General features: G+C 72.0%; 9 protein-coding genes. 2 read left to right on the top strand and 7 right to left on the bottom strand.

The window, feature by feature from the left end; translation table 11 throughout:
- Nucleotides 1-45 precede the first annotated feature (45 nt).
- The 5 genes from ACIGXX_RS36790 to ACIGXX_RS36770 form a co-directional block, all read right to left on the bottom strand.
- Nucleotides 46-921 carry an esterase/lipase family protein gene (locus ACIGXX_RS36790; RefSeq protein WP_399982423.1) on the bottom strand — a complete coding sequence of 292 codons (876 nt, stop codon included), beginning with the start codon at nt 919-921 and terminating at the stop codon, nt 46-48.
- A gap of 157 nt (nt 922-1,078) precedes the next feature.
- Nucleotides 1,079-1,747 (bottom strand): response regulator transcription factor, encoded by a 669-nt coding sequence (locus tag ACIGXX_RS36785; RefSeq protein WP_351171348.1) that lies wholly within the window; start codon nt 1,745-1,747, stop codon nt 1,079-1,081.
- Entirely contained in the window at nt 1,744-3,048 is a 1,305-nt protein-coding gene (locus ACIGXX_RS36780) for a sensor histidine kinase (protein ID WP_399982418.1), read from the bottom strand. Before ACIGXX_RS36780 ends, ACIGXX_RS36785 begins: the two co-directional genes overlap by 4 nt.
- 92 nt (nt 3,049-3,140) lie before the next feature.
- Nucleotides 3,141-4,115 (bottom strand): DNA polymerase thumb domain-containing protein, encoded by a 975-nt coding sequence (locus ACIGXX_RS36775; protein WP_383818001.1) that lies wholly within the window; start codon nt 4,113-4,115, stop codon nt 3,141-3,143.
- On the bottom strand, nt 4,112-7,576 hold the full coding sequence (locus tag ACIGXX_RS36770) for a DNA polymerase III subunit alpha (RefSeq protein WP_399982413.1): 3,465 nt from the start codon (nt 7,574-7,576) through the stop codon (nt 4,112-4,114). The genes ACIGXX_RS36775 and ACIGXX_RS36770 overlap by 4 nt, the downstream gene beginning before the upstream one ends.
- Before the next feature lie 163 nt (nt 7,577-7,739).
- On the opposite strand from ACIGXX_RS36770, the gene ACIGXX_RS36765 reads away from it, so the two are divergent.
- Nucleotides 7,740-8,795: a DUF3533 domain-containing protein gene (locus tag ACIGXX_RS36765; protein ID WP_361469929.1), complete on the top strand. Its 1,056-nt coding sequence runs from the start codon at nt 7,740-7,742 to the stop codon at nt 8,793-8,795.
- Between the two features lie 52 nt (nt 8,796-8,847).
- Nucleotides 8,848-9,993: an AAA family ATPase gene (locus ACIGXX_RS36760; RefSeq protein ID WP_399982408.1), complete on the top strand. Its 1,146-nt coding sequence runs from the start codon at nt 8,848-8,850 to the stop codon at nt 9,991-9,993.
- 16 nt (nt 9,994-10,009) lie between these two features.
- Here ACIGXX_RS36760 and adhE read toward each other — a convergent pair whose 3' ends face one another.
- Together adhE and ACIGXX_RS36750 are read right to left on the bottom strand one after the other, a co-directional pair.
- Nucleotides 10,010-12,643 (bottom strand): bifunctional acetaldehyde-CoA/alcohol dehydrogenase, encoded by a 2,634-nt coding sequence (gene adhE / locus ACIGXX_RS36755; protein ID WP_399982405.1) that lies wholly within the window; start codon nt 12,641-12,643, stop codon nt 10,010-10,012.
- 177 nt (nt 12,644-12,820) lie between these two features.
- Nucleotides 12,821-13,906 (bottom strand): S1 family peptidase, encoded by a 1,086-nt coding sequence (locus tag ACIGXX_RS36750; RefSeq protein ID WP_399982402.1) that lies wholly within the window; start codon nt 13,904-13,906, stop codon nt 12,821-12,823.
- Nucleotides 13,907-14,087 lie beyond the last annotated feature (181 nt).

Raw genomic sequence — 14,087 nt, 5'->3', positions numbered from 1 at the left:
AGCCGCTGACCTCGGTCAGCGGCTGCTCTCGGTTCCGGTCTCGGTTCAGGAGAAGCAGGTGCTCGGCGTCGCGTGCGCCGGGTCCAGCGCGTTGGCGACCTCGTGGTGCGCGACCCGGTCGAGGATGCCTATCGCCACGTGCTCCGACAGGTCCACGGGGCAGAGGTCCTGGATGGTCACGTTGCGTACGTCAGGGCCGTTCAGGAATTGCGTGCGGTACGGGGTGACCACCTCGTCGTACTTGGTGGCGATGACGGTGTAGCGCACGCCGGGGACGGTGTCGCCGCCTTCGTTGAGTTTGGTCAGGAACGGCGATCCGGCCACCTGGTCGGCGAGGCTCGGGGTCTTGGTGGTGAGCAGGTCCTCGATGCCGGGGAAGTGGGGCAGCAGCCTGGTCAGGCCGAGCAGGGTGGTGCCGTGGTTGTCGGGCGCGAGGCCGACCAGGGCGTTCACCTTCTGGGCGCCGCCGAGGAACTTCAGGTAGTAGCGGGGCATCATGCCGCCCTGCGAGTGGCCCACGAGGTCCGCTTCGGCTGCGCCCGTGGCGGCGAGCACCTTGTCGACGAAGCCGTCGAGCTGCTCGGCCGACTTGTCGATCGGGCCGAGCCCGTTGAAGAACGGCACGCCGGGCAGCTGGCCGTAGTCCAGGGAGTAGACGCAGTAGCCGCGCCGCACCAAGTAGGGCGCCAGGACGAGCCAGTTGTCGACGGAGTTGCCGTAGGTGCCGTGCACGAGGACCACGGGGCGCGGGTGGGCTGCGGACGGCTTGCAGTCGTAGTCGTTCCAGCCCCGTGACGAGGCCGCGGAGGCTGCGGACGAAGCGGTGCCGGCGGTCGCCGTGGCGGTGGGGGTGAGGGTGAGCGCGCCCGTCATGAGCAGGGCGGCGGTGAACGCTCTGAGCGCTCGTCTCCAGGGCAGCATCGTGTGATCTCCTTGCGGCTCAAGGGAGTTGCGATGGGTGAGCCCTGTGATCCGGATCACGAGGATGCCGTGCACACGACAAATTAGGGGCGGGCCGTGGAAGTGTGAAGTTACGCGTCAGTAAAAACTTCCAGTAACCACTGGCGCGGTCGCCGCCTCACCGCGGCGGAGAGACAAGCCCCGACTCGTACGCGATGATGACCAGTTGGACCCGGTCACGGGAGTCGAGCTTGGTGAAGAGCCGCGCCACGTGCGCCTTCACCGTGGCCACGGTGATGAACAGCTCGGCCGCGATCTCCGCGTTGGACAGGCCGCGGCCGACCAGCGTGAGCACCTCGCACTCGCGGTCGGTGATGCCGTTCACCGTCCGCCGGGCCCGCGGTCTCGGATCGGGCCGCGCGGCGAACTCCGCGATCAGGCGCCGGGTGACGCTCGGCGCGATCAGGCCGTCCCCGGCGGCCACCACGTGGATCGCCGCGAGGATGTCCTCCAGCGCCATGTCCTTGACGAGGAACCCGCTCGCGCCCGCGCGGAGCGCGCCGTACACGTAGTCGTCGTCGTCGAAGGTGGTGAGGACCAGGACCCGCGTCGCCTCGGCCTCCGCCGTGATCAGGCGGGTGGCCTCGATGCCGTCCATGCCGGGCATGCGGATGTCCATCACGACGACGTCGGGGCGTACGGCGCGGACCAGTCGGACCGCTTCGGCGCCCGTCCCCGCCTCCCCCACGACCTCGATGTCGGGGGTGTCGGCCATCAGGACGCGCAGGCCCGCGCGGACGAGGGGCTGGTCGTCGGCGAGTACGACGCGGACGGTGGGGCCGGTCATCGGGCCGCCTCCCGCAGGGGCGCCTCCGGCAGGGGCAGCAGGGCCGTCACCCGGAAGCCGCCTTCGGGGCGCGGGCCCGCGGTGAACCGGCCGTGCAGCAGGGCGACCCGCTCGCGCATGCCGACGAGGCCGAACCCGGTGCCCGCGGGCAGGCCGCCGCGGCCGTCGTCCTCTATGTCGAGGGACAGTTCGCCGTCCCGCCGTTCGACGGTCACCCGGCAGGTGTCCGTTCCCGCGTGCCGTACGACATTGGTGAGGGCCTCCTGGAGGATGCGGAACGCGGCCAGGTCGATGTCGGCGGGCAGCGGCCCGCGCTCCCCGCGCCAGCGGACCTCCGCACGGACTCCGGCGTCCCGCGCCGAGGCGGCGAGGCGCTCGACGTCGGCGAGGCCGGGGGCGGGTTCGCGGGGCGGCGCGGACGCCTCGCGGACGGAGTGCGCCGTGCCGTCGACGGCCCCCCGCTCCGGCTCGGGCCCCGACTCGGGCCTGCGCAGGGCGACCAGCGTGCGGCGAAGGCCCGCGAGCGTCTCCCTGCTGGTGGCCTCGATGGTGGTGAGCGCGTTGCGCGCCTCCGCGGGCTGGGTGTCGATGACCCTGCTGCCCACGCCCGCCTGGATGGCGATGACGCCGATGCTGTGCGCGATCATGTCGTGCAACTCCCGCGCGATGCGCAGCCGTTCGGCGGTGACGGCCCGCGCCGTGGCCTGGGCGCGCAGCGCGTCGGCGTGCGTACGGCGCTCGCGGGCCGAACTGCCCGTCGTCCAGGCGGCGATGAGGGCGACGGCGACGAACGCCACGGTCTCGCCGTTGTTGCTCGCCCAGCCGGAGGACGGGCAGCCGCCCGCCTGGTACGGGGGGTGGCAGTCGCCGTCGGGCGGGAAGGCGAAGAGGGTGACGGCCTGGGTCGCGAAGGCCATGACGGCGGCGACGACCGAGGTGCGGCGCGGACGGGTGGCGGCGAGATAGCCGATGGCACAGGCCCCGGCCAGCGTCTGCAGATAGCTGACCTCCGTCTTGCGCATCTCCATCGTCGCCGCCACCGCGCCCAGGAGGAGGAAGGCGAGCGCCGGCAGCGGTCTGCGCCGCAGGAGCGAGGCGACCACGGCCGTCAGGGCGATCGACGCGAGGACCATCAGGGTGTCGAAGCCCTGCCGCCCGTGGTCGAAGGTCACGTACGTGACGAACGGGTAGACGACGGCTCCGCTCCAGGCCAGGCCCGTGCGCACGGGTGGCCACAGCCGTCCGGGCGCAAGCCGGCTCCGGCCCTCCCCGGGCAGCGGCTGACCTGGCTCGATGTCCATGCGCCGATCGTATGTGCCCTTTCCTCGCGGGGATATTGGCCCGCGGTCGTACGCCCAGGGGCTACCGGAGCGACCCGCAGCCGCCGCGGCGGTTACGCCGCCAGCGTTCCCGGCACGATCGCGCCGGGGCCGAACTTCGCCCGCGCCCGGTCGGCCACCGCCTCGATGCGGCGGGCCTTGTCGTCCACCGGGTCGAACATCAGCTGGTGGGCGGCGTGTTCGGCGGGGCCGAGCCCTTCGGCGCGCAGCGATATGCCGCGCACCCGGGCCCGCTGGAGGCCGAGCGCCTCGTACATCCGGTACGCGGATCCGGTCAGCGCGCTGGAGTGCGCGGTCGGCTCGGGCAGCGTACGCGTGCGGGTCGTCGTGGAGCGGTCCGCGTACCGCACGGTGAGGGTCAGGGAGCGGCACACCTGGCCCTCGTCGCGCATCCGCGCACCGAGTTCCTCGGTGAGCGAGAGCAGCGCCCTGCGGTGTCGCGCGGGGTCCAACTCGTCGCGCGGGAAGGGCCGTTCGGAACCGAGGGAGCGGGCGGCGGCGTTCGGCACGACGCGCGCGCGGTCGACACCGCCCGCCTTCTCGCGCAGTTCGCGGCCGGTGCGGGCGCCGACGAGGCGCTGCAGCGTGGACAGCGGCGCCGCGGCCACCTTGCCGACGGAGTCGAGCCCGTACGAGCAGAGGGTGCGGGCGGTGGCGCGGCCGACCCCCGGCAGCTCGGCGACCGGCTTCGCCCCGAGGAACTCCGCGACGGCGTCAGGGTCCGGGCCCACGACCCGGGTCACCCCCGGCGCGGCCTCCCGCACGGCCATCCGCGCCAGCATCGGGCCGGGCCCTGCGCCGATCACGCAGTCCACCCCGCAGTGGGCGAGCGCCCGTACCCGGATCACCGAGGCGATCTCTACGGCGTCCCACCCGAAGTAACGCATCGCCCCGCGCACGTCGACGAGCGCGCCGTCGGGCGGCAGGGCCTCGACGACCGGGCTGAACTCGCCGAGCAGCGCCAGCAGTCGGGGCATGGCGGCCTCGTACATCGGTGGCAGGAGGAACCGTACGCAGAGGGTGCTCATCCCGCGCTCCCCGGGCTCTGGTGCCACAGCTTCCGCCCTGTCGCCGCCCGTTCGCCGGGTGGCTGGAGGTCGGCCCAGGGGTGCATCTCGTACCCCGTGGACATGCGGATGCGACGGCCGGCGTCCGCCGGGGCGCCGTCGGACTCCCCCTCCGATGCCGACGCCGGACCCGGCCCTGGCCCCGGCCCCGGTTCGGCGAGGCGCGCGCCCACCGCGTCGAGCCCGCCCTCCCGCCGCAGCTCCACCAGTTCCGCCAGGTTCCACGCGGCGGCGCCGACCACGCTGAGGCTGCGCGGGCCGCGCCGCTGCACCACTCCGCGGACCAGGAGCAGCCAGGAGTGGAAGACGGTGTGCGCGCACCGTTCGTGGGCGTCGTCGAAGAAGGCCAGGTCGACCAGGCCCGTGCCGTCGTCCAGGGTGGTGAAGATGACCCGCTTGCCGGAGCGGATCGGCGGGGTCTGGGTGGCCGCCTTGGCGCCCGCGACCAGGACGGTCGCCCCGTGTTCGGCCTCCCGCAGGCGCCGGGCCGTCAGGACGCCGAGCTCCCGGAGGAACCGCGCGTGGTCGCTCATGAGATGGCGCGAGGAGTCCATGCCCAGGACGCCGAGCTCGGCGCTGAGCCGCTCGGCGTCGTCCAGGTCGGGCAGCCCGGCGGGGGCCGTCTCGCGCCCGCCGGACAAGGGGAGTTGGCCCCCGGATGCGCCTCGGGAGCCGCGCCGCAGCTCCGTCAGGTGCAGTTGCAGGTCGCGGCGGTTGGCGCCGAACGCGTCGAGCGCGCCGACCTGCGCGAGGCGCTGGGCGACCGGTTTGCCGGGCCTGGCCCGCTCCCAGAAGTCGAGGAGCGAGGCGTAGGGCTGCCCGTCCGCGATCCGCGCGGCCTCGGCCTCGCTGATGCCGTGGACGTCACAGAGCGCGAGGCGCAGGCCCCATCGGTCCGGAGCCGAGCCGGAACCGGACACCAGTTCGATACGGTGAGCGACCGCGGACCGGTTCACGTCCAGCGGCAGGATCGGCACCCCGCGCCGCCGCGCGTCCGCGAGCAGCAGCCGCTTCGGGTACATGCCGGGGTCGTGCGTGAGCAACCCCGCGTAGAAGGCGGCCGGATGATGGGCCTTCAGCCACGCCGACTGGTAGGTGGGCACGGCGAAGGCCACCGCGTGCGCCTTGCAGAAGCCGTACGAACCGAAGGCCTCGATGATCTCCCAGGTCCGGCCGATCGTCTCGGCGTCGTACCCCTTCGCCGCCGCCTGCTGCGCGAACCAGAACCGGATCCGCCCCTGTGAATCGGGGTCGGAGAGCCCGCGCCGCACCCGGTCCGCCTCGTCGCGCCCGCAGCCGGTCATGATGTCCACGATCTCGATGATCTGCTCGTGGAAGACGACGACGCCGTACGTCTCCTTGAGCGGCCTCGCCAGGTCCGGATGCGGATAGCGGATGGGCGCGCGGCCGTGCCTCGCCTCGATGAAGGGCCGCACCATGTCGGCGGCGACCGGCCCTGGCCGGAAGAGCGAGATGTCGACGACCAGGTCGTGGAAGGTCGCGGGCTGAAGGCGTCCGACCAGGTCGCGCTGGCCCGGCGACTCGATCTGGAAGCAGCCCAACGTCTCGGTCGACTGGATGAGCCGGTACGTCGCCGGGTCCCCCGGCTCCACCGCGTCCACGTCCACCCGCTCACCCGTGGCCCGCTCGACCTCCCCCACCGCGTACGCCAGCGCCGACTGCATCCGCACGCCGAGCACATCGAGCTTGAGCAGCCCGAGGTCCTCGACGTCCTCCTTGTCGAACTGGGACATGGGAAAGCCCTCGCCGCTGGTGGGCACGACGGGCGTACGCGCGAGCAGCGAGGCGTCGGAGAGCAGCACCCCGCACGGGTGCATGGCGACCCCGCGCGGCAGCGCGTCCAGGGCCTCGACCAGCTCCCACAGACGGCCGTGCTTGTCCACGTCCCCCGCGACCTCGCGCAGTTCGGGCAGTTCCTCCATCGCCGAGCGGGCGTCGCGCGCGCGGATGTGCGGGAAGGACTTGGCGATCTTGTCGATCTCGGCCGGGTCCATGGAGAGGGCGGCGCCCACGTCGCGGATGGCGTGGCGGACCCGGTAGGTCTCGGGCATGGAGACGGTCGCGACCCGCTCGGTGCCGAAGCGGCCGATGATCGCGCGGTAGACCTCCAGGCGGCGGGCCGACTCCACGTCGATGTCGATGTCCGGCAGGACGGACCGCCGCGTCGACAGGAACCGCTCCATGAGCAGGCCGTGCTCGACGGGGTCGGCGTGCGCGATGCCGATGAGGTGGTTGACCAGGGACCCGGCGCCGGAGCCGCGCGCCGCGACCCGGATGCCCAAGTCGCGTACGTCGTCGACCACTTGGGCCACAGTCAGGAAGTAGGAGGCGAAGCCGTGGTACGCGATGATGTCCAGCTCGTGGTGCATCCGCTCCCAGTACTCGCGGTGCCTGTCATAGCCCCGCAGCACCATCCCCGCGGCCGCCCGGGACGCGAGCACGCGCTGGGCGGTGCGGCGGCCCGCGCCGACGAGGTGCGGCTCGGGGAAGCGCACGGAGCCGATGCCGATGTCGTCCTCGGGGTCGACGAGGCACTCGGCGGCGGCCGTCTGCGTCTGCTCGACGAGGCGCTGGGCGGTGTCGCGGCGGAATCCCGCCGCCTCCACGATGCGCTCGGCGTTGCCCAGCATGGCGTCGGCGCCCTTCAACCACCGCTCCCCGCTGTCGAGTTCCTTGCTCGGGTCGACGGGGACGAGGCGGCGCGCGGCATCGAGCACGTCGGCGACCGGGCCGAGCCCCGCGTCGGCGTAGCGGACGGCGTTGGTCAGGACGGGGCGCACACCCTGCTCGGCGGCGAAGCCGACGGTGCGGGCGGCGAGGCGGAGCGAACCGGGTCCGGTGCCTTCGCGGCCGTGCCAGACGGACTCCAGGCGCAGCGCGTCCCCGTAGCGCTCGCGCCAGGGGGCCAGGAGCCGGACGGCCCGGTCGGGGCGTCCGGCGGCGAGCGCGCGCCCCACGTCGGACGCGGGCCCGAGCAGCACGGTCATGCCGTCGCCGTGGTTCTCCTCCCACGGCAGCACGGGCTGCCCCTCGCCGCCGCGGTGCGCTGCGGTGATCAGGCGGCACAGCGAGGCCCAGCCGGTGGCGCCGTCACGGGCGAGGAAGGTGACACGCGGGGTCGACTCGTCGATGAAGGCACCTCCGCGCACCGGAGTCCGCCGCCGCGCACCGCTCGCCGACGCGGGCTCCCCCACCGCGAGCTCGGTGCCGAACAGCGGCCGCACCCCCGCCTTCGCGCAGGCCTTGGCGAACCGGACGGTGCCCGCGAGGGTGTCCCGGTCGGTGAGCGCGAGGGCGTCCATGCCCCGCTCGGCGGCGCGCTCGGCCAGCCGCTCCGGGTGCGAGGCGCCGTAGCGCGGGGAGAACCCGGAGACGGTGTGCAGATGCGTGAACCCCGGCACACGCACCTCCTGAAACCCTGAACCGATCCGACCTCACATCCCCCGCCTCCACCATAGACCAAGTTTCGAACGCATGTGCGACACCCGAGTCGAACCGCACCCCGCTTCGCCCATTCGGCCCCGCCCACCTGCGGGAACGGCAGGGGCCACGGAGCGTGGGGGCATGAGTTTCACCGATGAGTTGAAGAGCGCCGTCACCCCGCGAGCAGCCCTGCTGGTCATCGGTGTACTGGCCCTGCAGCTGCTGTTCATCGCCTCCTACGTAGGGGCCCTGCACGACCCGAAGCCGAAAGACGTGCCCTTCGGAGTCGTCGCTCCGGGCCCCGCGGCCAAGGAGACCTCCGACAAGCTCGGGAAACTCCCCGGTGAACCGCTCGACCCGCGCGTGGTCGAGGACGAGGCCGCGGCCCGGCACCAGATCATGAACCGCGACATCGACGGCGCCCTGATCGTCGACCCCCGCGGCACCACCGACACCCTTCTGGTCGGCTCCGGCGGCGGCACCGTCCTCGCCACCGCACTGGAGAAGATCGCCACCGAGGTCGACGGGGCCCAGAAGCGGACGGTCAAGACCGTGGACGTGGCCCCCGCCTCCAGCAAGGACTTCGACGGGCTCTCGTCCTTCTACCTGGTCGTCGGCTGGTGCGTCGGCGGCTACCTGTGCGCCTCGATCCTGGCGATCAGCGCGGGGTCCCGGGCCGCCAACGGCCGCCGCGCGCTGATCAGGACCGGCGTCATGGCGCTCTACTCGATCGCGGGCGGCCTGGGCGGCGCGATCATCATCGGGCCGATCCTGGGTGCCCTGCCCGGCAGCATCATGGGCCTGTGGGGCCTGGGCTCCCTCGTCGTCTTCGGGGTCGGCATGATCACGCTCGCCCTGCAGTCGCTCACCGGCATCGTGGGCATCGGCCTCGCCGTCCTGCTCGTCGTGATCGCGGGCAACCCGAGCGCGGGCGGCGCCTTCCCGCTGCCGATGCTGCCGCCGTTCTGGAAGGAGATCGGCCCCTGGCTGCCGCCGGGCGCGGGCACCTGGGTGGCGCGTTCGATCGCGTACTTCAAGGGCAACGCGATCACCGGACCGATGCTGGTGCTCGCCGCCTGGGCGGTCGTGGGCACCGCCGTCACCCTGGTCATGTCCTCGCTGCGCGGGGACCGCCAGCCGGGCCAGAAGCCCGCGATGCAGGAGACGGACACGGACACCGGCGCCCACCGCGGGTGAGCCCGAGCGGCGGCCCGGGGCGATTGTCAGACCCGGGTGCGAGTCTTGAGCAATGATCACCACCCTGGCGGTCGAGAACTACCGCTCCCTGCGCAAACTGATCGTCCCCCTGGACCGGCTGAACGTCGTGACGGGCGCGAACGGCACCGGCAAGTCGAGCCTGTACCGCGCGCTGCGGCTGCTCGCCGACTCCGCGCGGGGCGGCGCCGTCTCGGCCCTGGCCCGCGAGGGCGGGCTGCCCTCCGCGCTGTGGGCGGGCCCCGCGAAGGCGGAGCCGACCAGCCTGCGCCTCGGCTTCGCGGGCGACGATTTCGGGTACGCGGTCGACTTCGGGCACCCGGCCCCCACCTCGGGCGCCGGCGCCGAGCCCTCCCTCTTCAATCTCGACCCGGAGATCAAGCGCGAGTGCACCTGGGCGGGCCCTGTGCTGCGCCCCGCCGCACTGCTCTGCGACCGTGCGGGCCCGGCCGTGCGCACCCGCACCGCCGACGGCGGCTGGCACCGCACCCAGGGCATCCGTCCGTACGACAGCATGCTGAGCGAGCTCGCCGACCCGCAGCTCGCCCCCGACCTGCTGCGGCTGCGCGAGCTGATCAGGTCCTGGCGGTTCTACGACCACGTCCGTACGGATGCCGGAGCCCCCGCGAGAGCCGCCCGCATCGGCACCCGCACCCCGGTCCTCGGCCATGACGGCGCCGACCTGGCCGCGGCCCTGCAGACCATCCGCGAGATCGGCGATCCGGCCGCCCTGGACGACGCGGTGGACGACGCCTTCCCCGGCAGCCGGGTGGGCGTCGTCGAGCACGGCGGACGGTTCGAGCTCCAGCTGCACCAGCGCGGACTGACCCGCCCCCTCGGAGCCGCCGAGCTGTCCGACGGCACTCTGCGCTATCTGCTGTGGGCGGCGGCCCTCCTCACCCCCCGGCCGCCCTCGCTCCTGGTCCTGAACGAACCGGAGACGAGCCTGCACCCCGACCTCCTGCGCCCCCTCGCGGATCTGATCCTCACCGCCACGAAGGACACGCAGGTCGTCCTGGTGACCCATGCCCGCCCTCTCGCCGAAGCCGTGGCCAAGGGGGCGGTGCGCCACCGGGTGGACGTCAACTCCATAGAACTGGTGAAGGAGTCGGGGGAGGCGACGGTGGCGGGCCGCGAGAGCCTCCTGGACGAGCCGCTGTGGTACTGGCCGAAGCGCTGATCTCGACTGCGGGCCGTCAGCGGCTGGTCGCGCGGTTCCCCGCGCCCCTACGGGGCTCGCCCCCGTAGTACGCCCGCCTCATCAACTCCCGCATCTCATCGAGCATCGGCATCCGGGGGTTGGCCGGCGCGCACTGGTCCGCGTACGCGTTCATCGCCTGCTCCGGCAGGGCCTCGATGAAGGCGGCCTCGTCCACGCCCTCCTCCTGGAAGGAGGCGGGAAGGCCACACTTCGCGCGCAACTCCTCGACGGCGGAGGCGTAGGACTCCACCCCCTGCTCCGGGGAAGCCGCCGCGAGGCCCAGCATGCGCGCGATCTCCTGGAACCGCTCCGGGGCCCGGTAGACCTCGGCCTTCGGCCAAGGCGTCGCCTTGGCCGACACCGTGCCGTTGTGCCGGATGACGTGCGGCAGGAGCAGCGCGTTGGTGCGGCCGTGCGAGACGTGGAAGGTGTTGCCGAGGGTGTGCGCCATCGCGTGCACCAGGCCCAGGAAGGCGTTGGCGAAGGCCATGCCCGCCACGGTCGAGGCGTTGTGCATCTTCTCGCGCGCCTCGGGGTCGTCGGCCCCGTTCACCACGCACCGCTCCAGGTTCTCGAAGATGAGCTTGATGGCCTGGAGGCAGAGCCCGTCGGTGTAGTCGTTCGCGTACACCGACACGTACGCCTCGGTGGCGTGGGTCAGCGCGTCGAAGCCGGAGTCGGCGGTGACCGTCGCGGGCAGCCTCATCGGCAGCACCGGGTCGACGATGGCGACGTTCGGGGTGAGCGCGTAGTCGGCGAGGGGGTACTTCCGCGCGGCCTTCGGGTCGGAGATGACCGCGAAGGGGGTGACCTCAGAACCCGTTCCGGAGGTCGTCGGGACGGCCACCATCCGCGCCTTCTCGCCGAGGCCCGGGAACGTGAAGGCGCGCTTGCGGATGTCGAAGAACTTCTCCTTGGTGTCCGCGAACTCGATCTCCGGGTGTTCGTACATCAGCCACATGATCTTGGCCGCGTCCATCGGCGAGCCGCCGCCGAGCCCGATGATCGTGTCCGGCCGGAACTCCCGCATGCGCGCGGCCCCGGCCCGCACGGTCGCCAGCTCCGGGTTGGGTTCGACGTCGTCGATGACCTGGACGGTGACGGCGTCGGGGCGCGCGGCGAGGATGTCGGTCACCCGGGCGACGAAGCCGAGCTGCGACATCGTCTTGTCCGTCACGATCGAGACGCGCCCGATGCCGTCCATCTCGCCCAGGTACCGCAGGGAGTTGCGCTCGAAGTAGATCTTCGGCGGGACCTTGAACCACTGCATGTTGGTGTTGCGCCGTCCGATCCGCTTGACGTTGATCAGGTTGACCGCGGAGACGTTGTTCGACACCGAGTTGTGCCCGTAGGAGCCGCAGCCGAGGGTGAGCGAGGGCAGGAAGGCGTTGTAGACGTCGCCGATGCCGCCGAAGGTGGAGGGCGCGTTGACGATGACGCGCACCGCCTTGACGCGCCTGCCGAACTCCTCGGCGAGCTCCTCGTCCTCGGTGTGGACGGCGGCGCTGTGCCCGAGGCCGTCGAACTCGACCATCCGGGCGGCCAGTTCCAGGCCCTGCTCGGTGGAGTCGGCCTTCAGGGCGGCGAGGACCGGGGAGAGCTTCTCGCGGGTCAGCGGCTCGGCGTCGCCGACCTCCGCGCACTCGGCGACGATGACCGACGTACCCGAAGGGACCTCGAACCCGGCCTGTTCGGCGATCCACCGCGGTGACCTGCCGACGACGGACGCGTTCAGCTTCGCGCCCGAGCAGTTCGCGCCGAACGCCGTGGCGCCGAAGACGAACTCCTCCAGCTTGGTCTTCTCGGCCGCCGTGACGACGTACGCGCCGAGCCGTTCGAACTCCGCGATCCCCGCGTCGTAGATCTCCTTGTCGAGGATCACGGCCTGCTCGGACGCGCAGATCATGCCGTGGTCGAAGGCCTTGGAGAGCACGATGTCGTGCACCGCGCGGCGCAGCTTGCCGCTGCGCGTGACATACGCGGGTACGTTGCCCGCGCCGACGCCGAGCGCGGGCTTGCCGCAGGAGTAGGCGGACTTGACCATGGCGTTGCCGCCGGTGGCGAGGATGGTGGAGACGCCGTCGTGGTTCATGAGCAGACCGGTCGCCTCCATCGAGGGCTCCTCGATCCACTGCACGCAGTCCGCGGGGGCGCCGGCCTCGATCGCGGCGTCGCGCACGATGCGGGCGGCCTCGGCGGAGCAGCGCTGGGCGCTGGGGTGGAAGGCGAAGACGATCGGGTTGCGGGTCTTCAGGGCGATGAGGGCCTTGAAGAGGGTCGTCGACGTCGGGTTGGTCACCGGGGTCATGGCGCAGACGACGCCGACCGGTTCGGCGATCTCGGTGATGCCGTTCAGTTCGTCGCGGGAGATGACGCCCGCGGTCTTCAGGCCGCGCATCGAGTTGACGACGTGCTCGCAGGCGAAGAGGTTCTTGACGGCCTTGTCCTCGAAGAGCCCGCGCCCCGTCTCCTCGACGGCCAGCTTCGCCAGTTCCCCGTGCCGGCCCAGTGCGGCGATGGAGGCCTTCTTGACGATGTGGTCGACCTGCTCCTGGTCGTACGACGTGAACCGGCCGAGCGCGGTGAGCGCCCTCTCGACCAGTCCGTCCACCATCTCCTTGGCCGCCATGACAGGGCTCCTTCAGCTGAGACCTTTTCGCTCGTGCCTCCATTGCACACCTGCGCACAGCCCCGCAGGGGCCGAGAAAGACCCCTCCGGGCAGGCCGAAGGTCCCCTTGTGAAGGATTTCACAAGGGGACGGGCGAAGGGGCCGGTCCGCCGTGGCGGACCGGCCCCGGGCCTACGTCAGCCGATCTCCGCACCGAAGGCGGAGAGCGCCTCGGGAACCGGCTGGAAGAACGTCTCCCCGCCGGAGCCGCAGTCACCGCTGCCGCCCGAGGTCAGGCCAAGGGCGGTGTCGCCCGCGAAGAGCGCGCCGCCGCTGTCACCGGGCTCGGCGCAGACGTCGGTCTGGATGAGCCCGTTGACGATGTCGCCGTTGCCGTAGTTCACGGTGGCGTCGAGACCGGTGACCGAGCCGTCGTGCAGCTGCGTGGTCGAGCCGCTGCGCTGCACCTTCTGGCCCACGGTCGCGTCGCCGGCCTTGGTGATGGCCTGCGTCGAACCGTTGTAGAGGTTCACCTCGCTCGGGTGCGCGGTGTCGCCGCTGTACTTGACGATGCCGTAGTCGTTGTCCGGGAAGCTGGAGCCCGCGTTCTCACCGATGACCGGTCCGCCCTGCTCCTCGGACCAGCTCGTGATCGACTCGGTGCAGTGGCCCGCGGTCAGGAAGTGCGGCGCACCGTCCTTGACCACGTTGAAACCGAGCGAGCAGCGGCCGCCGCCGCCCCAGATGGCGTCGCCACCCGCGATGAAGGGCTTGAACTCCCCCTTGCTGCGATGGAGTTCGGCCTTGGAGCCGAGCCCCTTCACGACCGCGCCGAGCTTGTCGAGCTGGGCGCCCTTGACCGTGCGGTCCGCCGTGACGACGACCTTGTTGGTGGCCGGGTCGACCGCCCACGAGGTGCCGGGGATGGACGCCTTGTCGGTGAGGGTGGTGCGCGCGCTCTTCAGCTCGGCGAGGGAGTTCTCGACGATTCTCGCCTTGGCGCCCGCCGACTCGACGGCGTCCGCCGCACTCTTGTCGAGGACGTTCACGACGAGGTTCTTGGCCTTGGCGTCGTAGTACGTACCTGCCGCGTCCGGACCGAGGTCCTTGCCGAGGGACGAGGCGAGCTTTCCGGCCTTCGCGACCGAGAGGGTGTCCGGCGTGGGGGTCGGGGCACTCTCACTCGCGTTCGCAGTCTGGAAGGTGATTCCGGCGGCGATCAGTGCGGTGATGCCCGCACCTGCCACGGCTGCACGTCGCTTGGATATGCGTCGGTGCTTCAAGTCACGTCCTCCTGTGGGGGGTCGGCCCGTTCGGTGTGGGGACCTGGGGACCGGAAGGCGTACCGGCACGGAGTCGCACACGCTGCGAAAGCCGCGTCCATGCCAAAGGGTGCGGCCCACTATCCCGATCCCGCCTGGTAGCACACAAGGTCTACTTCAGGACGCGCACGCGACAATCACC

It is taken from the genome of Streptomyces sp. NPDC055243, from assembly GCF_044544025.1.
Lineage (GTDB): Bacteria > Actinomycetota > Actinomycetes > Streptomycetales > Streptomycetaceae > Streptomyces.
This window is presented reverse-complemented; position numbering and strand designations above follow the sequence as displayed.